This is a genomic window from Microbulbifer okhotskensis (assembly GCF_023895975.1).
In the GTDB taxonomy this organism is placed as follows: Bacteria; Pseudomonadota; Gammaproteobacteria; order Pseudomonadales; family Cellvibrionaceae; genus Microbulbifer; species Microbulbifer okhotskensis.
This window is the reverse complement of record NZ_JALBWM010000020.1, coordinates 23,298-43,430: the sequence shown is the minus strand read 5'-3', so window position 1 is coordinate 43,430 and position 20,133 is coordinate 23,298. Positions and strand designations below refer to the sequence as shown.

Here is a 20,133-nt window from a genome sequence, read left to right as displayed (position 1 = left end):
ATCAAGTGTGTCTTTCGCTCACTAACCCCAGCGAGCCTCAAAGTCCGCCATAAATACCACCAGCGCCTCCACCGCCTCCAACGGAACCGCGTTATACAGCGATGCTCTCATACCGCCGACAGAACGATGCCCCTTCAAACTCAACAGCCCGGCCGCTTCAGATTCCTCCAGAAATTTCTTATCCAGGTCAGCATCAGCGAGCACAAAGGGCACATTCATACGCGAACGACTGCCCTTCTCCACTGGGCTGGAAAAAAAGCTGCTGCTATCCAAGAAGCCGTAAAGCATTTTGGATTTTATATCGGCTTGCTTTTCCATAGCCTCAACGCCACCTTGAGTCTTGAGCCACTGGAATACCAGACCGGACAAGTACCAGGCAAAAGTGGGCGGCGTGTTATCCATGGAGCCGGCATCTGCCGCCACCTTCCAGCTCAAGCTGCGAGGGATATTGTCCATAGCCCGATCCAACAGGTCCTCACGTACCAGAGCTACGGCAATACCGGAAGGACCAATATTTTTTTGCGCACCGGCGTAGATCACACCAAATTTTTCCACCGCGATCGGTTGCGACAAAATAGTAGAGGACATATCGACCACCAGAGGACAATCCACTTCCGGCACATAGTCGAACTCCACCCCCCCGATTGTTTCATTGGATGTGTAGTGCAGGTAAGCCGCATCCCGGCTCGGCTTCCAGCTGTCCGCAGCGGGCGCGTAACTGAAATTGCGGTCTTCACTGGAGGCAACTATTTGCGCCTCACCATACCGACGCGTTTCTTTTATAGCTTTTGCTGCCCAGTGGCCAGTATGGATAAAGTCAGCTTTCTTTGACCCCACACCAAAAAGATTCCACGGTACAGCACTGAACTGACCGGTGGCGCCCCCCTGCAAAAACAAGACTTTGTAGTTACTCGGCACTCGAAGCAGGTCACGCAAATCCTGTTCCGCCCGTTCGGCCACCGCCACAAACTCAGGCGAACGGTGGCTGACCTCCATTACTGAACAACCCAGACCACGCCAATCAAGCAACTCCCGCTGCGCCTGCTCCAGCACCGGCTGCGGCAATGCGGCAGGGCCGGCACAGAAATTAAACTTTCTCATGACCTAACTTCCACAAAACATAAATGGTTTCAAATACAACTAGATATGCCGACGCAAAAACCGCCCTTGAGAGAGACAGATATCACGCCTTCAGGCATTTTTTAGGGCGCCAAAGGCAAAAAAGGCCGCGATAAACGCAGCCTTTCTTAGTGGTACCGGGGGGTGGATCACTCCTCCCCACCCTCTTCTTCACCGCCACCTTCGGTCTCCTCGATGCGCCCCAGGCCGACAAGTTTTTCGCCGCTTTTGAGGCGAATCACCCGTACACCCTGAGTATTGCGCCCCAGAACGGAAACTTCATCAACGCGGGTGCGTACCAGAGTACCCTGATCAGAGATCAGCATCATCTCCTCACCCGGGCGGACCTGACATGCCCCTACCAGGGAACCATTGCGATCGCTTTCAGCAATGGCGATCACACCCTGGGTACCACGACCCTTAGTGGGGAATTCGTTAATGGCCGTGCGCTTGCCATAACCATTTTCAGTGGCGACCATCACCGAGCTACCCTCTTCAGGGATAACCATAGCGATAACCTGCTGACCTTCCTGCATACGAATACCACGCACCCCACGAGAAACGCGGCCCATGGAACGCACATTCGATTCAGAGAAGCGCGCCGCCTTACCAGCGCTGGTAAATAGGGCCACATCGCGTTCACCATCAGTAATGGCGGTAGCAACCAGACGATCCCCCTCTTCCAACTCAATCGCACGCAATCCCACAGTACGCGGGCGAGCAAAGGCGGTCAGCGGGGTCTTCTTAACAGTGCCGTTGGCCGTGGCAAAGAAAATAAAGTGATTTTCATCGTATTCAGACACCGGCATCATGCTACTAATGCGCTCACCCTCTTCTAGGGGCAGCATATTGACCATTGGGCGGCCGCGTGAGGCTCGGCCCGCAGTCGGCACTTCATAGACTTTGAGCCAGTACACCTTACCTTTGTTAGAGAAACACAAAATGGTGTCGTGGGAATTGGCAATCAGCAAATGCTCGACAAAGTCTTCATCTTTCACCTGAGTTGCTGACTTACCCATGCCACCACGGCGCTGGGCCTGGTAGTCAGCCAGCGGCTGGCTCTTGGTATAGCCACCGTGAGAGATAGTGACAACCTTATCTTCCGGGGTAATCAAGTCTTCTACGGTGAGATCCTGACGGGACGCTACGATATCGGTGCGACGTTCATCATTGAAGTCTTTGGACAGATGCTCCAGCTCCTCCCGAATGACTTCCATCAACCGCTCGAAGCTACCGAGGATATGAAGGTATTCAGCGATCTGCTCCAAGCGGTCCTGATATTCCGCCAGTAATTTATCATGCTCCATACCCGTCAAACGATGCAGACGAAGCTCAAGAATCGCCTGGGCCTGAGCGGGAGAGAGATAATAGGCGCCATCATCACGCAAACCGAATTCTTTTGGCAGGTCATCCGGGCGACAGGCATCGGCACCAGCACGCTCCAGGAACTGCTCTACACTACCCACTGGCCAACCCTTAGCCAATAATGCCTCACGGGCATCCGCCGGTGTGGAGGAGGATTTGATCAGTTCGATGACCGGATCAATATTGGCGATGGCGATAGCCAGGCCTTCCAATATGTGGCCGCGTTCGCGCGCTTTACGCAATAGGTAAACGGTACGACGGGTAACCACTTCCTGACGGTGACGCACAAAGTGTTCAAGCAGCTCTTTGAGGTTCAGGACCTTGGGCTGGCCGTCTACCAGGGCGACAATATTGATGCCAAACACACTTTCCAGCTGAGTCTGGGAATAGAGGTTATTAAGAACCACATCACCCAGCTCACCGCGTTTCAGCTCAATCACCACGCGCAAGCCATCTTTATCGGACTCGTCCCGCAGCTCGGAGATACCCTCGATTTTTTTCTCTTTCACCAGCTCGGCAATACGCTCGATCAGGCGCGACTTATTCAGCTGGAAGGGAATCTCAGTGATAATGATGGTCTCGCGATTAGTCTTATCATCGCGAATAACATCTGCCTTGGCACGAACATAAATACGCCCGCGGCCAGTACGATAGGCCATCAAAATACCAGCGCGGCCATTGATGGTAGCGCCGGTGGGGAAATCGGGTCCGGGAATATATTCCATCAAATCATCGACGGACAACTCGGAATTATCGATCAATGCCAAGCAGGCTTTGATCACTTCACCCAGGTTATGGGGGGGGATATTGGTGGCCATTCCCACCGCGATACCAGACGAGCCATTGACCAACAAATTCGGCACGCGTGAGGGCAACACCTCGGGCATCTGCTCGGAACCATCATAGTTATCAACAAAGTTGACGGTTTCCTTATCGAGATCGGACAGTAGCTCGTGAGCCAGCTTATCCATTCGGATCTCGGTATAACGCATGGCGGCCGGGCTATCGCCGTCGATAGAGCCGAAGTTACCCTGGCCATCCACCAGGGTGTAGCGCATAGAGAAAGGCTGGGCCATGCGCACAATAGTGTCGTAGACCGCAGAATCTCCATGCGGGTGATATTTACCGATCACATCGCCAACGACACGGGCTGACTTCTTGTAGGATTTGTTCCAGTCGTTTTTAAGCTCGCTCATGGCATAGAGCACACGACGGTGTACCGGTTTGAGGCCATCGCGTACATCCGGCAGTGCGCGCCCGACTATCACGCTCATGGCATAGTCGAGATATGACTGCTTGAGCTCTTCCTCGATATTAATCGGAGAGATTTCTTTGGCTAATTCGCCCATGGCTTACGACGTTCCTTTTTATAGCGCGGGCGTACGTACTATGCCCGGATAAGCGGGCGATTCTACCATAGTTTGAGATCTTTGGAGGCGTCCTGCCCCGAGAGTTAAAACAGCGTGGCCGCCCTGGTTGTCGCCCCCAAGGTCTACCGCTAAAGTAGAGCTTCCCCCTATACCAGCAGCCAGATAAGCACTTATGCAACAAACTGTCGACACCCTAATTCACGCACGCTGGATCATTCCTGTCGTACCCGAACAAAAGGTGTATGAAAATTGTTCGCTCGCTATTGAACAGGGAAAGATCTCAGCCCTGGTTCCCACCACAGAGGCCGCCATTCGCTTCAAGGCAAAACATGAAGTGGAGTTAGGCAAGCACGCGATAATCCCGGGACTCATTAACACCCACAACCATGCGCCGATGACATTGCTGCGCGGATTTGCAGATGACCGCCCCCTGCAAGAATGGCTTGAGCAGTATATCTGGCCAACCGAACAGCGCTGGGTAGGGCCACAATTTGCTGCTGATGGCAGTCGTCAAGCGATCGCGGAAATGCTCCGCTCAGGCACAACAACATTCTCCGACCAATATTTCTTCCCTGAAGCTGTCGCCATTGCGGCGAGAGAAAGCGGTATCAGAGCCCATATTGCCTTCCCTGTGCTGGATGCCCCGACGCCCTGGAGTCGCGATAGCGACGAAGCCCTGCGCAAGGGGCTTGCCCTGCGCGACGACTACAGGGCACACGATAGAATCGAGGTGGTCTTCGCACCACACGCGCCGTATACCGTTGGTGATAAAACCCTGGAGAAAATTGCGGTGTGCTCTGCAGAGGCACAAATTCCGATGCAAATGCACCTTCACGAGACCCACGCCGAAGTCGAACATGCTCTCGCGCTAACCGGTGAACGTCCCATCGAGCGCTTGTCGCGCCTTGGCCTACTGGGCCCCCAGACCCTCTGTGTACATATGGTGGCCACCAATCAGCGGGACATTGAGCTCCTCCAATTAACTGGAGCCCACGTCTCTCACTGTCCGACCTCTAACCTCAAACTCGCCTCCGGCTTTTGCCCCACGTATGAAATGCTGGAAGCTGGTATCAATGTCTCCCTGGGCACCGACGGCGCAGCGAGCAATAACACTCAGGATCTATTTTCCGAAGCCAACACCGCTGCACTATTGGCAAAAGCCGTCAGCGGCAAAGCAACAGCCCTGCCCGCACACCAGGTCCTCAGCATGGCAACCCTCAATGGTGCCAAGGCCCTTGGGATCGACGGTGTAACGGGAAGCCTTGAAGTGGGAAAAAGTGCTGACATTACCGCAATCAATCTGGGCGGTCTGGAGCAGCAGCCACTACACGATCCCATGTCCCAGCTGATTTATGCCAACGGAGGACATAACGTCAGCGATGTCTGGGTTGCCGGCCGGCAACTACTAAAAGGCCGCAAACTGCAGACCCTCAATGAGACAGAGGTAATCCAGCGAGCACAAGTATGGCGTGATAGAATCACCGGCAATTCACGCTAGACAAAACCTTATCCCCGGCCCTTTTAGTGGAGCATGCCGGTTACGAGCGACAGAGTTTGCAGAGAAGTCCATGAGTAATGTAGATCCCTCGGAAATCGCCAAATTTGAGCAACTCGCCAGCCGATGGTGGGACAAGGAAGGCGAGTTCAAACCACTGCACGAGATCAACCCATTGCGTGCAAATTATATTGACGGGTATGCCCCAGTTGCCGGTAAAAAACTCCTTGATGTCGGATGTGGCGGCGGCATCCTAACCGAAACCATGGCCCAAAGAGGTGCCGACGTTACCGGCATTGATCTCGGTGAAGCACCACTGAACGTAGCCAAGTTACACGCCCTGGAATCAGGCGCACAGGTAACATATCGCAAGGTAGCCGTGGAAGAACTCGCCGAAGAGGTCCCGGCAAGCTTCGATATTGTTACCTGCCTGGAAATGTTAGAGCACGTACCAGATCCATCCTCAGTCATTCGCGCTTGCGCGAAGCTGGTTAAGCCGGGTGGCAAGCTCTTTTTCTCCACCATTAACAGAACGGCAAAAGGCTGGCTATTTGCCGTAGTCGGGGCTGAATATGTCCTACGCTTATTGCCCAAAGGCACGCACGAGTACAGTAAATTTATACGCCCTTCAGAAATGGGCACCTGGCTGCGTGACGAATCCCTAGAAGTTCATGATATTACCGGCATGACCTACAACCCAGTTACCCGCAGCTACAAACTGAGCTCCCGGGATGTGGACGTCAACTACTTGATGTCTGCCAGCAAACCAGTGTAAGCGAGCCGCAAATATGAAAGCCGTTTTATTTGATCTGGATGGTACGCTCCTCGATACAGCACCAGACTTTATTGTTGTACTCAATCACTTGCGGCAGCAGGAGCAGCTACCGCCACTGCCTGCAGACATAATTCGCGGGACGGTTTCCAATGGCTCAAGGGCGTTAATCACACTGGGATTTAATAAAGAGGAAAGTGATCCGGCGTTCCCCGGGCTACTACAAAGGCTACTGGACCTTTACCTCGCAAATCTGGCTGAAAAAACAACGCCTTTTCCCGGCATTGAAAACCTCCTCGACAACCTTGTCGAAAACAGCCTTCCCTGGGGCATCGTCACTAATAAGCCAGTAGCGTACACGACACCTTTAATGGAGGCCTTTACCCACCTGCCTCCAGCCTCTACGGTTATTTGCCCCGACCATGTCAGTAAATCCAAACCCGACCCAGAACCCTTGCTTCTCGCCTGTGATCATATTGGATGTGCGCCGTCTGAGGCCATTTACATTGGGGACCATAAGCGCGATATCATGGCCGGACAAAGGGCAGGTATGCCAACCATCGCCTGCGGATATGGATATATTGATTCAGCCGACAACCCCGCCGACTGGGGAGCCGATCATCTGGTGAATTCCGCCGATGAAATTTGGCCCCTGCTCCAGCAGCATTATTTTTAAAACTTGAAGCAGCACCGGGCATTAATTCCCGGCGAAAGTATCAGGATATTTCATGTCAGAATTTGTTGGCGCTTACCAAGCACCCTCCGACCTCCTAAAAAACAAAATCATCCTTATTACCGGTGCCGGCGATGGCATCGGTAAAACAGCCGCAAAAACTTTTGCCGCCCACGGCGCCACGGTTGTTCTGCTCGGCCGCACAACGCCCAAGCTAGAGGCCGTCTATGACGAAATAGAGACTGCCGGTGGCCCGCAACCTGCGATTTTCCCAATGGATCTTAGCGGAGCCCAAATAGAGGATTTTGAGAGCCTGGCGGAAGCCGTTCGCACAGAATTCGGCCGGCTGGACGGGCTACTACACAACGCCGGCCTACTCGGCCAGCGCACCCCCATCGGCAATTACAACTTCAGCGCCTGGCAACAGGTCATGCAGGTCAATGTGAACGCAGCCTTTGGCCTGACAAAAGCAATGCTGCCACTGTTAGAGGAATCTGAAGCTGGCTCTATTATCTTTACCAGCTCCAGTGTCGGTACCAAAGGAAAGGCCTACTGGGGCGCCTATTCGGTTTCAAAGTTTGCTACCGAGGGGCTGATGCAGATACTTGCCGATGAGTTGGAAGGCGTATCCAGTATCAGGGTAAACACTCTAAATCCAGGGGCGACCCGAACATCTATGCGAGCGACCGCTTATCCGGCAGAAAACCCAAAAGCCGTCACCACACCGGAAGAAATCATGCCCACTTATCTCTACTTAATGGGCGATGACAGTAAAGGCGAAAGCGGCAAACACTTTAGCGCACAACAACGCTGAGACCCCACAGCCATCCAGTAAGTGCCCGGAGATATATTCGGGTACTTACGACTTAAAGAGCGACCTATTCACCAAAGCCTTTCTCATCGAGCTTCTGGGACTCACCCTTGGATGGCATATGCTCGGGCACATCGGCAAACACATCGCCATCAAAACCCGTCATGTCTGAATCATCGAACAACTCCGCATCCTGCGCATCACCAGAGTATTGACTGTAATCTACAGAGCGGTCATCGCTTTCACTTAATGCCACACTTCTGGCGTGGGCATTCGCGTCGTCAAATACGATGAGGTTCAATCCCTCGCAAGATAGATACCCTATTACAACAGCAAATAGCGCTGCGGGAGTCACAAACCCTTTCATTTTCTACCCCTGGATAGTGTAATTTTATGATTCTATGCGAACTAATAAATTCAACCTTCGAGCCCCTTGGCCGTCGCATTCAACTTAAAACCGACCAATATCGACGGCAGCGCGTCACCTACCGCCAATTAATCTCAACCTGAATAGTCGCTTAACACTTAAATTCTTTCATGTTGGCACCGCGAAAAGTGTGAGCCTCCTCTCAATTCTATTTGTCCACATTACACATGTGAGGCAGAATAAAGCTCATAATTAGCAAATAAGTCGATATCCTGAACTATGAAAGCGCCTATTATTTTCGCCTTGTTAGCACTTTCGTCACCCTTAGTGTTTGCAGACTCACTGACAAGTCAAGTGAAAGCTTGCTCCGCTATTCAATCAAAAGAGAGTCGCCTTCTATGTTATGACCAAGCCGCCAGTTCTTTGGAGCAACTAGCGGTAGAAGGTTTTGGCCAGGAACAAAAACGTATCGCCCAGGAAGCTCCCGAGCACATCGAAGCCCGAATAGTAACGATTCAAACGGGTGCGCATGACAAGCAGTTTATATCTTTAGATAATGGTCAGCTATGGAAGCAAAATGATTCGAGTCGGATACACTGGAAAGCTGGTGATCTCGTAGTGGTAGAGCGGGCGCTATTTGGCTCCTTTTTTATGAAACCTCTTGAGGGTGGAAAAAAACTGCGTGTAAAACGAGTCAAATAGTATCGCCCTTACTTGGCGGGCTAAGCCTAACCCGCCATTCTCACATCTGCATCTCTTCTCCCCCCACTACCTCGGGGACACCCCCGCCAGTCACACTTAATACAGGCGCTTTCTTCAACACTCACCTATAGTAAAAAGGAATAGGCGCCATCAACGCCTAGGGAGACCCATCAGAGCATATCGTTCACAGCCAACAAAAGGTTTAAGCACTTGTCCCGAGAAAATTTTTACTCAAGGGATGAAGAATGGCTGAAGGATACAGGCGAACACCTCTCCGACACCTCTCAGAATGCGGACGAGCCCGACCACACGGTTGCGCAAGGCCCCGATGTCGAAGAGATCCATTCACCGAGTGACTCTCTGACCGAGAGTAGCAGTACACCTATGCAAAGCTACCTCAAGCATTTGTACAGGCTTGAACTGCTAACCCCTGAAGAGGAGCACAGCACCACACGCCTACTGAGAGACCTGGAAGATAAATTAATCTCCAACCTCCAAGGTAGCGGCACCACACTGGTCCAACTGCGCAGCGAAGGCGTGGAGCAACGGGGCAGTACCGGGGCCTATGATCATGGGTTAATTATTGCTCACACGGAAATTTTGCTATCCAGCGAAATTCTCGATAGACGCAATCGCAGCCGATTGATCGGGCTACTCAAACGCTTCCAAAAACAGCGAAAAAAGTTAATTCAATGCAATCTGCGCCTGGTAATCGCTATTGCCAAACGCTTTCGCAACCCTTCTGTCCCCTTTATCGACCTGATACAAGAGGGCAATGTAGGGTTAATGAAAGCGATCGAGCGCTTCAAACCACAAATGGGCTACCGTTTCTCAACCTATGCCTACTGGTGGATTCAACAGGAGATCCAACTCGCGCTGCGCCGCAATGAGGACCTGGTACGACAACCAGCCAATGTTCAGGATGACCTTAGAGCAATTTACAGGGCCATAGGTGAATTGCGAGCCCAGGGTCAACCTGCATCCGATGAAAATCTGGCTCGCCATACCAATCTGGAAATAGAAAGAGTTCAGAGCCTTTTAAAATTGCCAGGCCCAACCGGATCATTAGATGACCCAGTGGCAGATGACCAAAGCAGCACTCGTCTGGATTACGCTCCCGCAGACGAGGTTTACAATACCGATGAGCTTGTCACAAGCCAGGAGCTTGCAGAGCGTTTGCGCGAAGCGGTCGCACGCTTACCTGCACGGCAAAGAACCGTATTAAACCTGCGCTATGGACTGATTTCCGACAGGGACTGTTCTTTCCGGGTTATTGGTGAGCAGCTGGGGCTGAGTCAAGAGCGCGCACGACAACTGCATTCCGACGCCCTTCGGCAGCTAAAGCGGCAATGGCGCTGAAAAAAGGAAGAAGTCGATGGCAAGCCTCCCCGCTAACACTTGCCATCGATACCTTTCCCTCTAGTCTTAAGAAAGCTCAATTAGTAAACACCCGCGAAGCTATGTGTAAATCAGTGGTTTTTAACACGAGCGGCAGCACCCTTAAATGTTGCGCGCTTTTTTTTGCCTGTGGACTTTTGATATCCCCCACCACTTCTGCAGAATCGGAGCTTATTGCTAGCGCCGGCAAAGGACTGGGAACTGAGCTGATGCAATATCGCTCCATCTCAACCGCAGAAATGGCAGGCGTTAGTTATTCTTATTTACTCGCTTCATTCGAAATTGCCAACAACCTCTGGCAATGGTGGGGACAAGGCAGCTACTCCTACATGAGGATAAAGCACCGCAACGAAAGTCAGCAGCAAAATATTCTTGAAATTAAACCCGTATTGCGTTGGTACCCTCGCAATGAGCCCCTCGGTGGGTTTGGCGAGGCTGGGGTAGGAGCCTCTTATTTGAGCCAAAAGCACTTCGGCGATATCGAGTTGAGTACAAAACTTAATTTTGCACTGCATTTTGCCCTAGGGTATCGCTTCTCTGGTGGCCATACTCTATCTTTACGTTACAGTCACTTTTCCAACGCTAGGACCAACACCCCCAACCCCGGTTTCGATTTCGCGTCTTTAAATGGACACATTAATTTTTAATGACAACCCTCTTTCTCAAAAAAAGAATATTTCTAAACACCTAATCGGGCCTTTTGTTATCTAAAATTTTTTGGAAAAAATCTATCGCTTTCGCTGCTGCCGCAGAGTAACTAAGGTCAAAAAAGCTGGCCGTACCAGGCTTATCCATAAGACTTAAACTTGACTCCACCAAAGCGTTTATATCACCCCGCCCTACCAGACCTTCAGGAAAACACTGCTGCAAAATTTCTCCCGCACACCCATCTGGATAGGCTATAACAGGTCGCCCCATCACCAACGCCTCTCTGGCGAATTTTCCACTAGCATCCAACTCCCCGGAAAGATGAAAAACCAGCTGAGAAGTTGCATATAGCTCGCGCATATCACCGCGCTTACCGAGAAAGGTGACGCGACCTCCCAAATTGAGGGTTTGCGCCATGGATTCCAACTTTTGCAGGTAACGCAGATTGTTAACGGCAACTTCCCCCACAATCACTCCGTGAATATCATCTCTGTGCTCTGCAGCCTTCGCCAGCATGTGTAAAAAAGCCTCCTGGCCACCACTCGATGAAATCTCTCCCGGCAACAACCACCAGCTCTTCCCCTCAAGCTGAGGATAACTATTAAGGAGCTTCAACTGCCACTGGCTCGCTACGGGTTTTTCGCTGTCAAACTCTCGAATGTTGACACCGCGATAGATAATATCTATCGACTTTTCGTGATAGCTGGATAGAGATTCTTTCAACTGCTTAGCAACACCGCAAGAGGTTGCAATAACCCCATCTCCCTGCGCCAAGCCTTTATTGAAGTAACTACGTGAAAAATATTGATCTACCAAAGGCACCAACTTGGGGCGGTGAGTCGCAGGCTCACGCCGCAGTGCACGCCACGCCAGAAAGGCGGGTAAACGACCATGGGTATGAACAATATCTGGTTGCAAATCTTTTAGCAGCCCCCTTAAACGGGGCACATGACGCAGAGACCACACCGACTCTCTCGCCATAGGGAATTCTATATGTTCACTGCCGTGCAAACGAAGACGAGCTTCCAGCGGCCCACCAGCAGAGATCACCAGAGACTCGTGTCCACGTCTATTCAGTTCATTCGCAAACTCAAGGGCTACGGTGGCCGTAACTCCAGGCTTCAGTGCGGGCAAAAATTGTACAACCTTCAATGTGATTTCCGTGACAGTAAAACAATTCACTATTTTGACGCCCTGACATGAAATTTCCCAGTGAATCATCACTAATACAATCACTAACCCATAAAGCTGACGAATTCAGCAGATTCGATCCAGAGTCTGTCGTTACCGATGGCGCCACAAAATGTTAATGATAGTATTCGTTAAAGCACACACAATCAGGGACTTGAAAATGCTGCACCGACCGATAAATTACTTGCTGGCCGTTACTCTGTTTTTACTGGCTGCGGTGGCAACCGCTGCGGAAACCGACAGAGGGGTCTTCTGGAAAGCAACGAAGGAGGGGAAAAACGTATATCTATTGGGCTCTATCCACCTGGCTACGGAGGATTTCTACCCTATCCGCTCAAAAATTGAGCAAGCCTACTCCGGTAGTGATGCCATTGCGGTGGAGGCAGATATTCTCGCTGCCGAAGGCGACAGCCGTTTACAGCAAAAAATTATGATGGAGTCCATTTACCAGGATGGACGGACCTTGAAAGATGAACTTCCCACCAATCTCTACACTCAACTCCAGGCATGGATGCACAAGCGCAATATGCCAGAGGCAATGTTTATCCGGCAGCGTCCTGCCATCGCCATGATATCCATGAGCATGATCGAAATGCAGGCACACGGTCTCAATCCTGAACTGGGAATAGACCGCCATTTTTTACAAAAAGCAAAGAAAGATGGAAAGCCAGTCCTTGAGCTGGAAGGTGTTCTGCAACAGTTTCAATTACTCAATGGCCTGGAAAATCCGGCATTGATGTTTCAGCAGACCCTGGAACAAATCGAAGACATCTCGTCCTTTTTACCTAAATTAACTCACGCATGGAAAGCGGGAGATATAAACACATTAAACCGCCTGATCATCCAAGATGGGCTGCGTGAAAATCCAGAATACAAATCACTCTACGACAAACTATTTTTTGAGCGCAATGCGAAAATGGCGGAGAAAATTACTTTAAACGGACCAAATTACAACTCCCTATTCGTAATTGTCGGGGCCGGTCATCTCGTTGGTGAGCGCAGTGTTGTTGATTTCCTAAAAAGCAGCGGCTATAAGTTAGAACGCCTGTAAAACAGGCCCTATCTTGTCACCATCTTTTGGCGCAGTTTCTCTGCGCCACCCCACTTCTAAAACAATCAACCGCTTCAGCCGCCCCTATTGCTAAACTCGAATAGCAATTTTCCTGTAACTAATAACAGTCCTCAACATGAGGCGTCCCATGAAACGCTGGGGAGCATACTGTGTCATATCAAACTTTATTTTCGCTGGCCTTGTCATCGCGGATGAAGCAGAAACAAAAGGGGGGCTAAAAATCGTCTCCGACGATGGGAACTTCTCTGCCGAACTCGGCGGCCGAATACATTTTGACACCTATATTTTTGACAAAGATTTAAAGGACCCGGTTAACACAACGGACTTTCGACGCGCCCGATTGTCTATGAAAGGAAAACTCTGGAAGTGGGAATATAAACTTGAACGGGACTTTGCCAGTGATGGCACCGGTGGACTACGTGACGTATATCTAGCCACAAAGTTTTTTAATGGGAAGCTTACCATCGGTAACTTTAAGCCCAGCCGGTCAATCAACGAACTTACCAGCTCCAACGAGATAATCTTAATGGAGTATGCATTCACCAGCGCCGCCGGTATTTATGATGGCCGCGGGCGGCAACAAGGGATAGGTTGGCGCACACACTGGAGCTGCCATACACTGGGATTGAACCTCTTTAATTTGCGTAATCCGGGCGACCCTCGCAACTCCGGTTTTGGAGCAGCGGCTCGCTTAACCTGGGCCCCGATTAATGACGATAACTCCACCGTGCACCTGGGAGTATCCCGCAGTTTTGAAAAGGCGAATCAAGCTTCCCTAGATATTATCGCCGAAGTTGCCTATGCCGGTCGACGCGGACCGGACCAGCTTATCGCTATCTCTCCAGGGGGATCCGAGTATTTTTTTGGCGAATTTGGTGATGATGAGTTTTTTCTGGGGGACTCTGGGGGCAGAGTGAATATAACCGGCTTCGAACTGGCGGCCACTTACGGCCCCTTATTTGGTCAAGCCGAATACGCCTTCGGTCACTTTACTGGGGGCCTATACCTCTCCGAACTGATCTTTGAAGAACTCTATGGGGCACCGCCCAATTTTTTCTGCGACCCAATTACAGGTTGCTTTATTGGGGGCCAGGATGTCCACGCCTGGTACATAATGGGCAGCTGGGCAATCACTGGCCAACACAAACCCTACGACGCCAAAACTGGCATTTTTAAATCTATCAAACCCTCACCTCCGGAGGGTGCCTGGGAAATCGCCGCAAGGTACAACACCATCGAAAACCGGGACTTTCGCCAGTTGAGGGCCAGTAATTTCACCTTCGGGGTTAATTATTATTTTAATCCCAAAGTCCGGGTAATGATGAACATCACCTTGGGAGACGACGACTTTACCGGCGATAAAACCAATCAATTCGCGGTACGCCTACAAGGCGCATGGTAGCTATCTACCCTAATTGGCAAACGACCCAGACAGGAGAACCAGAACCGCTTGCTCAACCAGAAATTAACCTACCTGCTGCACCTTAGTGGGATCAAAAATTTCCACCTCGGTAGACAACTTAGTCTCACGGACCGGGTTTTCAAAAAGATTCAGAGCTATATCGCGCTGCTCTTTCGCTTTCATTACATTTTCCTCTTTCACTGGTCCATAGCCACGGATGCTATCGGGGTACTGAAGTAGCTCGACAGCAGCCTGATGATTTTGCGTATTTAATTGGCCCAGGACTTTTTTTACCAGCGCTTCGTACTCGGCAATCAACGTCCGCTCCATTTTCCGCTCGGCGGTATAACCAAAAATATCAAATACCGTTCCGCGTAGGAATTTCAGTTTTGCCAAAAAACCAAAGGCTCTATGCATCCAGCCACCAAACTTCATCTTTCGGGGCCGCCCGAGGCCTTTGTCAAACCGGGCCAACAGCGGTGGGGCCAGATTGAACTCCAAAGTGAAGTCTCCGCTAAAATTCTCCTCCAGTGCCTGGGTAAAGCGACTGTCGGTATACAGGCGCGCTACCTCATACTCATCTTTGTACGCCAGCAGCTTCGCGTAGTTCCGGGCAACAACCTCAGCCAGCGCTACTTTTCCTGGCACTTTCAAAATCTCCGCAGATTTTACAGTGTCCACCAGTTGCTGGTATCGCTCGGCAAGGCTCGTATTTTGGTATCCGGTTAGGTGCTTAACACGATGAGCCACAAGCGCTTCCAAACTCTGCGGAAGCTCGGGAACAGCCACTTTATGAGTGAGCAGATTATCAAGAGCGCTAGGATTTTCCGCAGCCAGGCGACCCGCTGCAAACCCTTGTAAATTACTCTCTACAGCCACACCATTTAATTCGATCGCTTGTAACAGAGATGCCTCATCGAGGGGAAGAAGTCCTTTTTGCCAAGCAAAACCCAGCATAAATATATTCGCAGCGAGAGTATCCCCCAAAGCCGACTTGGTCAGCCGATGGGCTTCCACAGAACTGAGCTCGTGGACGGCGCCCCCTAGAGTATCCAACACTGCCTGGGGTGAATGGACATCCTCACGCCCCAAAACAGTTGCCGCTGTTGGACTTAAATGGGTATTCACGACTGCGCGACTGTGGGACTCATCCAGCTTGGCAAGGCATGCCGCAACATTACCTGCCGCGATCAGATCACAGGCCATTAAAGCATCGGCGCGCCCATCAGATATACGTGCTGCTTGCAGAGACTGTGGCTGTGTTGCAAAGCGAATGTGGGAATACACAGCCCCACCTTTTTGTGCAAGGCCGGTTTGATCGAGTGTACTGCAAGCCTTGCCGTCGATATGAGAGGCCATTGCCAATAGTGCACCGATAGTGACTACCCCGGTTCCACCGACTCCAGTCACAAGGAAGCTGTAAGGCTGCTGCAGTGTAGGCAGTCGGGGCAATGGCAGCTTTGCTGCTTCGGTTCGCAATACATCACCAACACCTGCACCTTTAGCCAGCTTGCCGCCCTTCACAGTGACAAATGACGGGCAAAACCCGTTGACGCAGGACATATCCTGATTACAACCGGTTTGATTCACCCGGCGCTTATCCCCCAGCGCCGTCTGCACTTTTTCTACGGCAATACAACTGGATTGCTGGACACAATCGCCACAGCCCTCGCAAACCAGCTCATTAATAAAGGGACGCCCCTCCGCCTTAGGTAAAAGGCCTCGCTTGCGTTTGCGACGTAACTCTGTGGCGCAAGTTTGGTCGTAAACAATAACGGTACAGCCTTCGACTTCACGCAGTTCTTTCATTACGACGGGAAGATGGTCCCGGTGATGAATTTCAACTTCCGCAGGGAAAGAGAGAGCACCCTTATATTTATCCGGGTTGTCCATAACCAGAATCACCCTCTGTACGCCTTCCGCCAATACTTGGCGGCAGATCATATCGGGTCCCAGTTCACCATCGTGGGGCTGACCGCCGGTCATGGCGACAGCATCATTGAACAGAATCTTATAGGTGATATTCACTTTGGCAGCGACGGACGCCCGAAGAGCCAAAATACCAGAATGGAAATAGGTCCCGTCGCCCAGATTGACGAAGACATGTTTTTCACTGGTAAAAGGTGCCTGCCCTACCCAGTTGACTCCCTCAGCGCCCATCTGAGTAAAAGTGTAAGTTTCCCGGTCCAACCACTGGGCCATATAGTGACAGCCAATACCCGCTAGAGCACGGCTACCCTCAGGAACCTTTGTAGAGCGGTTGTGAGGGCAGCCAGCACAGAACATAGGCAGGCGCGACACACTAGAACCAGCTTGCTGGGAGATACGCTCAGCCAGGGCATTGAGGCGCATCAGTCGGTGCTGCCCCCTCTCGCCCAGATTGCCATCTCCCAACACATAGCCCAGTACCTGAGCAATAATGGCGGGCGATAATTCACCATAAGCTGGCATCAACGGCTGGTCATTTTCATCGACCTTGCCGAGAATACGCGGGAAGTGAGGGTCCTTTAGGTGGACGTTATACAATTCCTCTTTGAGCTGTACCTCCATCAAACTGCGCTTTTCCTCAAGCACCAACAGCGTATCCAACCCTCGAGCAAATTCCTGAATACCCGGCACATCCAACGGGTAGGTCATCCCCACTTTTAGAATTCGAATACCCAGCTGCAGGGCTTTACTCTCATCAATGCCCATATCCTCAAAGGCCTGCATCAAATCCAGATGCGCCTTACCGGTAGTGACAATGCCTAAGGTCGCGCCTTGATTTTCCAGCACAACCTTGTTCAGTTTGTTGGCGCGCGCAAAGGCCAGCGCCGCTGGCCGCTTGTAGCGCCACAGGCGCTCCTCCTGCTCCAGAGGATTGTCCTGCTTGCGAATATTTAGGCCACCCTCCGGGCGCTCTATGTCCGGGTAGTGAAATTTGACCCGCTCCGGATCCACTTCCACTGTCGCAGAGCTATCCATGTTCTCTGCCAGTGTAATCATTGCGACCCAACAGCCACTAAAGCGCGAAAGCTCAAGTCCATAGTGGCCATAGTCCAGAACCTCCTGCACTGTGGCAGGGTTCAGCACCGGAATGTGCATATCGACAAATGCAAATTCCGATTGCCCCGGATAGGATGAGGACTTACAACCGTGATCATCACCAGCAACAATCAAAGCGCCGCCTTTGGGTGAAGAGCCCGCCGCATTGGCATGGCGGAATGCATCACAAGAACGGTCGACACCTGGGGTCTTGCCATACCATATACCGCAAACCCCCTCTACCTCCGCCCCCTGAAACAGGCCCACTTGCTGGGAACCCCAAACCGCCGTAGCAGCCAGCTCTTCATTCACCCCGGGCTGGAAGCGGATATTGTTCTTATCCAACAGCGTTTTCGCGCGGGTCAATTGCAAATCGTAGCCACCGAGGGGAGAGCCCCGATAACCGGAAATAAAAGTTGCGGTATTGAGGCTGCGAGCTCGATCCATCCGCATCTGGTCTATGGGTAAGCGCACAAGCGCCTGGATACCAGAGAGCAGCACACGGCCTTTGAGCATCGTGTAGCGGTCGTCTAGTGAAACCTGTTTCTTTTCCAGGGAATCCGCAGTACTTTGAGGACTGGTTACTTTTTCAGTCATACACCTACTTCCGGTTAATTATTCTTCTCGAAACCCAGTCCGAGTTATTAGTCATTATTCTTCCGAATGGTCCGTTTATCGCTAGCCAGGCGTGCCTATTTTGTAATCACCACAAAGCCCAGGCACGGCCAAGGGCACAATGCGCCCGCCCCAAAACGGATTAGTCAGGTCATACTAGTTCGTTAAGCGCAATAGAGCATTGCTTTATTCACACAAATATGCGTAAATTTGTGATAGAAGTTTCGGGTGAGATAATTTTTATAGGATAGGAGTCTTTATGAAGCGTTCGACAGACCTGGATGATTTTGACCGCAAGATTCTGCGAGCGCTGCAGGAGAACGCTGATTACTCCATGGCGGAGCTGGGAGACAAAGTCGGCCTTTCGCACACGCCTTGCTGGCGCAGGATCAAACGATTGGAAGCCGAGGGCATTATCCGTGGCCGTGTAACCCTGTTGGATCCCAAAAAACTGGATCTGGGTGTCACCGTATATTGCTACGTTACCATCCATAACCACGAAGAGGAATCTCTGAACAATTTTGAATCTGCCGTTCAGGATGTCCAGGAGGTGGTTGAGTGTTATTCAACCAGCGGGGATAAAGACTATGTGCTGCGCGTGGTTGTGGATAGCGTTGAACACTACGAGCAACTTTTAAAACGCTCATTGGTTCACCTGCCAAACGTCGCGTCAGTCAACTCTACCTTTGCCCTCAAACAGGTCAAGTACACCACTCAACTGCCACTTTAAGCCAAAAGTATAAAAAGTAAAGCCCCGCGTCACTGAGACAAGGGGCTTGATACACAGGAAACAAGCCTGCTCAGGCGTTTTCTCGCAGCAACTTAAGCAACTGGTTCAGCACTTCCTGCAACCGCATATCATCACAATCGACGGTTATCTCCGCATACCGCCGGTACAATGTCTGTCGCTCTTCAAACAGAGCCACGAAAGATTGACCCGGCGCTTTTGCAATACCGCGACTTTCATAATTGTGAATACGCCTGTGCAGCTCCCCAGCGGAGCACTGTAAAAAAACCACCACTCCCTGATTGCGCAGATTTTCCATTCCCTGCTCGCTGTAAACCGCACTCCCCCCAGTAGCAATCACATGACTGGGAAGGGTTGCTCTAGCCAATACCTCCCCTTCAATTGCACGGAGATTAAGATAATCACTCTCGGCTATAATTTTCTGGAGAGTTTTTCCCTCCCGCGACTGAATCAACACATCAGTATCAATAAATCCCAGCGCCATTTCTTTCGCCAGCAACACCCCCAGGGTGCTTTTGCCCGCGCCGGGCATTCCAATCAGGACAATGCTTCTTCTATTTTTCATTTGCCTTCTAACACTTACTATTTCAGTCACCACGGCGGGGGAAAAGTACAGAGCGGAACCAGCCCAACAGGCTATTTCCTTTCAGCATCATCTTATCCAGCTCATCCAGATTATGCGCCTGACGAAACGCATCAGCAAACAGTGCTTCCCGGGTAATCATCCGCCTTTTTGGATTTAGCGACTTCACGGGTTTAGCCGGATTTCCCGCAACAACCGTATTTGCGGGAACGTCTTTGGTTACAATACTGCCAGCTCCCACCACAGAGTTATCACCAATGGTTACACCTTTACAGATAGTGGCACCATCTCCAATCCAGACATTATCACCAAGCCGAACTGACGCCGTACATCGAAATGGCCGGGTTCGATTATAAAGACCATGCCAGTCGGAATCTGAAATATAGACATTTGCCGCAATCATACAGGCGTTGCCAATTTCAATGGACTGCGCTGCAGAAATACGTACTCCGGGAGAAATCAACACAAAATCACCCACGCTGATAAAGGCCTCTCCGCCCCTATGGCCAAACGTGGTAAAGCGGATACATTTCTCACTATTGGAGATCAAGTGGGGGTAATTACCGAGCCGGACATTATCTCCGAACACAAAAACAGACCCCGGGTCCATCACTTCTGGCTCTACCCCAACAGCATCAAATTGTGGCAAAAGGAAATACTCGGTACGCCACTTGCGCCAACGCAGTTGCAGTCGCTTTAGCCAATACGGTCTATGGTCCTTGCGCATATTTTTAATTCTGGTTATGCCCGATAGGGGGTGGAAAAAAATCCCAATTGC

At 51.1% G+C, this 20,133-nt stretch carries 17 protein-coding genes; 10 read left to right on the top strand and 7 right to left on the bottom strand.

Features of this window, described 5'->3' with window-relative positions:
• Positions 1–21 precede the first annotated feature (21 nt).
• Positions 22–1,101 (bottom strand): 3-phosphoserine/phosphohydroxythreonine transaminase, encoded by a 1,080-nt coding sequence (gene serC, locus MO867_RS07055; RefSeq protein WP_252465588.1) that lies wholly within the window; start codon positions 1,099–1,101, stop codon positions 22–24.
• A 167-nt stretch (positions 1,102–1,268) separates the two neighbouring features.
• On the bottom strand, positions 1,269–3,833 hold the full coding sequence (gene gyrA, locus MO867_RS07050; RefSeq protein ID WP_252465587.1) for a DNA gyrase subunit A: 2,565 nt from the start codon (positions 3,831–3,833) through the stop codon (positions 1,269–1,271).
• Between the two features lie 193 nt (positions 3,834–4,026).
• Between gyrA and MO867_RS07045 the strand changes: the two genes are divergently transcribed.
• The 4 genes from MO867_RS07045 to MO867_RS07030 all read left to right on the top strand — a co-directional run bounded on the left by MO867_RS07045 (position 4,027) and on the right by MO867_RS07030 (position 7,608).
• Positions 4,027–5,352, top strand: coding sequence for a TRZ/ATZ family hydrolase (locus MO867_RS07045; RefSeq protein ID WP_252465586.1), 1,326 nt, complete (start codon positions 4,027–4,029; stop codon positions 5,350–5,352).
• 70 nt (positions 5,353–5,422) lie between these two features.
• The gene (ubiG, locus tag MO867_RS07040; RefSeq protein ID WP_252465585.1) at positions 5,423–6,124 is read left to right on the top strand and encodes a bifunctional 2-polyprenyl-6-hydroxyphenol methylase/3-demethylubiquinol 3-O-methyltransferase UbiG; all 702 of its coding nucleotides are present in this window, start codon (positions 5,423–5,425) and stop codon (positions 6,122–6,124) included.
• 13 nt (positions 6,125–6,137) lie between these two features.
• The gene (locus MO867_RS07035; protein ID WP_252465584.1) at positions 6,138–6,797 is read left to right on the top strand and encodes an HAD family hydrolase; all 660 of its coding nucleotides are present in this window, start codon (positions 6,138–6,140) and stop codon (positions 6,795–6,797) included.
• 52 nt (positions 6,798–6,849) lie between these two features.
• Positions 6,850–7,608: a YciK family oxidoreductase gene (locus MO867_RS07030; protein WP_252465582.1), complete on the top strand. Its 759-nt coding sequence runs from the start codon at positions 6,850–6,852 to the stop codon at positions 7,606–7,608.
• A 64-nt stretch (positions 7,609–7,672) separates the two neighbouring features.
• On the opposite strand, the gene MO867_RS07025 is transcribed toward MO867_RS07030, so the two are convergent.
• A complete protein-coding gene (locus MO867_RS07025) occupies positions 7,673–7,972 on the bottom strand; it encodes a hypothetical protein (RefSeq protein WP_252465580.1) in 300 nt (99 codons plus the stop codon).
• Positions 7,973–8,251: 279 nt separating this feature from the next.
• Here MO867_RS07025 and MO867_RS07020 point away from each other — a divergent pair, with 279 nt between their 5' ends.
• From MO867_RS07020 to MO867_RS07010, 3 genes are all read left to right on the top strand, one after another.
• The gene (locus tag MO867_RS07020) at positions 8,252–8,674 is read left to right on the top strand and encodes a hypothetical protein (protein WP_252465578.1); all 423 of its coding nucleotides are present in this window, start codon (positions 8,252–8,254) and stop codon (positions 8,672–8,674) included.
• Positions 8,675–8,884: 210 nt separating this feature from the next.
• A complete protein-coding gene (locus MO867_RS07015; protein WP_252465577.1) occupies positions 8,885–10,033 on the top strand; it encodes a sigma-70 family RNA polymerase sigma factor in 1,149 nt (382 codons plus the stop codon).
• A complete protein-coding gene (locus tag MO867_RS07010; RefSeq protein WP_252465576.1) occupies positions 10,024–10,719 on the top strand; it encodes an acyloxyacyl hydrolase in 696 nt (231 codons plus the stop codon). The genes MO867_RS07015 and MO867_RS07010 overlap by 10 nt, the downstream gene beginning before the upstream one ends.
• Positions 10,720–10,759: 40 nt before the next feature.
• On the opposite strand, the gene MO867_RS07005 is transcribed toward MO867_RS07010, so the two are convergent.
• The gene (locus MO867_RS07005) at positions 10,760–11,872 is read right to left on the bottom strand and encodes a glycosyltransferase (RefSeq protein ID WP_252465575.1); all 1,113 of its coding nucleotides are present in this window, start codon (positions 11,870–11,872) and stop codon (positions 10,760–10,762) included.
• 199 nt (positions 11,873–12,071) lie between these two features.
• Between MO867_RS07005 and MO867_RS07000 the strand changes: the two genes are divergently transcribed.
• Both MO867_RS07000 and MO867_RS06995 read left to right on the top strand, forming a co-directional pair.
• Positions 12,072–12,962, top strand: coding sequence for a TraB/GumN family protein (locus MO867_RS07000; RefSeq protein WP_252465574.1), 891 nt, complete (start codon positions 12,072–12,074; stop codon positions 12,960–12,962).
• A gap of 148 nt (positions 12,963–13,110) precedes the next feature.
• On the top strand, positions 13,111–14,385 hold the full coding sequence (locus MO867_RS06995) for an OprO/OprP family phosphate-selective porin (protein WP_252465573.1): 1,275 nt from the start codon (positions 13,111–13,113) through the stop codon (positions 14,383–14,385).
• A gap of 63 nt (positions 14,386–14,448) precedes the next feature.
• Here MO867_RS06995 and MO867_RS06990 read toward each other — a convergent pair whose 3' ends face one another.
• Positions 14,449–18,006, bottom strand: coding sequence for an indolepyruvate ferredoxin oxidoreductase family protein (locus MO867_RS06990; protein ID WP_252465572.1), 3,558 nt, complete (start codon positions 18,004–18,006; stop codon positions 14,449–14,451).
• Between the two features lie 277 nt (positions 18,007–18,283).
• Between MO867_RS06990 and MO867_RS06985 the strand changes: the two genes are divergently transcribed.
• Positions 18,284–18,754: an Lrp/AsnC family transcriptional regulator gene (locus tag MO867_RS06985; RefSeq protein WP_252465571.1), complete on the top strand. Its 471-nt coding sequence runs from the start codon at positions 18,284–18,286 to the stop codon at positions 18,752–18,754.
• A 70-nt stretch (positions 18,755–18,824) separates the two neighbouring features.
• Here the strand turns inward: MO867_RS06985 and MO867_RS06980 are convergent, their stop codons facing one another.
• Both MO867_RS06980 and MO867_RS06975 read right to left on the bottom strand, forming a co-directional pair.
• Positions 18,825–19,337 carry a shikimate kinase gene (locus MO867_RS06980; RefSeq protein WP_252465570.1) on the bottom strand — a complete coding sequence of 171 codons (513 nt, stop codon included), beginning with the start codon at positions 19,335–19,337 and terminating at the stop codon, positions 18,825–18,827.
• Between the two features lie 22 nt (positions 19,338–19,359).
• A complete protein-coding gene (locus MO867_RS06975; RefSeq protein ID WP_252465569.1) occupies positions 19,360–20,082 on the bottom strand; it encodes an acyltransferase in 723 nt (240 codons plus the stop codon).
• Positions 20,083–20,133: the final 51 nt, after the last annotated feature.

Coding starts and splice junctions, on each gene's coding strand:
- serC (WP_252465588.1), bottom strand. CDS start 1,101: ATGAGAAAGTTTAATTTCTGTGCCGGCCCTGCCGCATTGCCGCAGCCG.
- gyrA (WP_252465587.1), bottom strand. CDS start 3,833: ATGGGCGAATTAGCCAAAGAAATCTCTCCGATTAATATCGAGGAAGAG.
- MO867_RS07045 (WP_252465586.1), top strand. CDS start 4,027: ATGCAACAAACTGTCGACACCCTAATTCACGCACGCTGGATCATTCCT.
- ubiG (WP_252465585.1), top strand. CDS start 5,423: ATGAGTAATGTAGATCCCTCGGAAATCGCCAAATTTGAGCAACTCGCC.
- MO867_RS07035 (WP_252465584.1), top strand. CDS start 6,138: ATGAAAGCCGTTTTATTTGATCTGGATGGTACGCTCCTCGATACAGCA.
- MO867_RS07030 (WP_252465582.1), top strand. CDS start 6,850: ATGTCAGAATTTGTTGGCGCTTACCAAGCACCCTCCGACCTCCTAAAA.
- MO867_RS07025 (WP_252465580.1), bottom strand. CDS start 7,972: ATGAAAGGGTTTGTGACTCCCGCAGCGCTATTTGCTGTTGTAATAGGG.
- MO867_RS07020 (WP_252465578.1), top strand. CDS start 8,252: ATGAAAGCGCCTATTATTTTCGCCTTGTTAGCACTTTCGTCACCCTTA.
- MO867_RS07010 (WP_252465576.1), top strand. CDS start 10,024: ATGGCGCTGAAAAAAGGAAGAAGTCGATGGCAAGCCTCCCCGCTAACA.
- MO867_RS07000 (WP_252465574.1), top strand. CDS start 12,072: ATGCTGCACCGACCGATAAATTACTTGCTGGCCGTTACTCTGTTTTTA.
- MO867_RS06995 (WP_252465573.1), top strand. CDS start 13,111: ATGAAACGCTGGGGAGCATACTGTGTCATATCAAACTTTATTTTCGCT.
- MO867_RS06990 (WP_252465572.1), bottom strand. CDS start 18,006: ATGACTGAAAAAGTAACCAGTCCTCAAAGTACTGCGGATTCCCTGGAA.
- MO867_RS06985 (WP_252465571.1), top strand. CDS start 18,284: ATGAAGCGTTCGACAGACCTGGATGATTTTGACCGCAAGATTCTGCGA.
- MO867_RS06980 (WP_252465570.1), bottom strand. CDS start 19,337: ATGAAAAATAGAAGAAGCATTGTCCTGATTGGAATGCCCGGCGCGGGC.
- MO867_RS06975 (WP_252465569.1), bottom strand. CDS start 20,082: ATGCGCAAGGACCATAGACCGTATTGGCTAAAGCGACTGCAACTGCGT.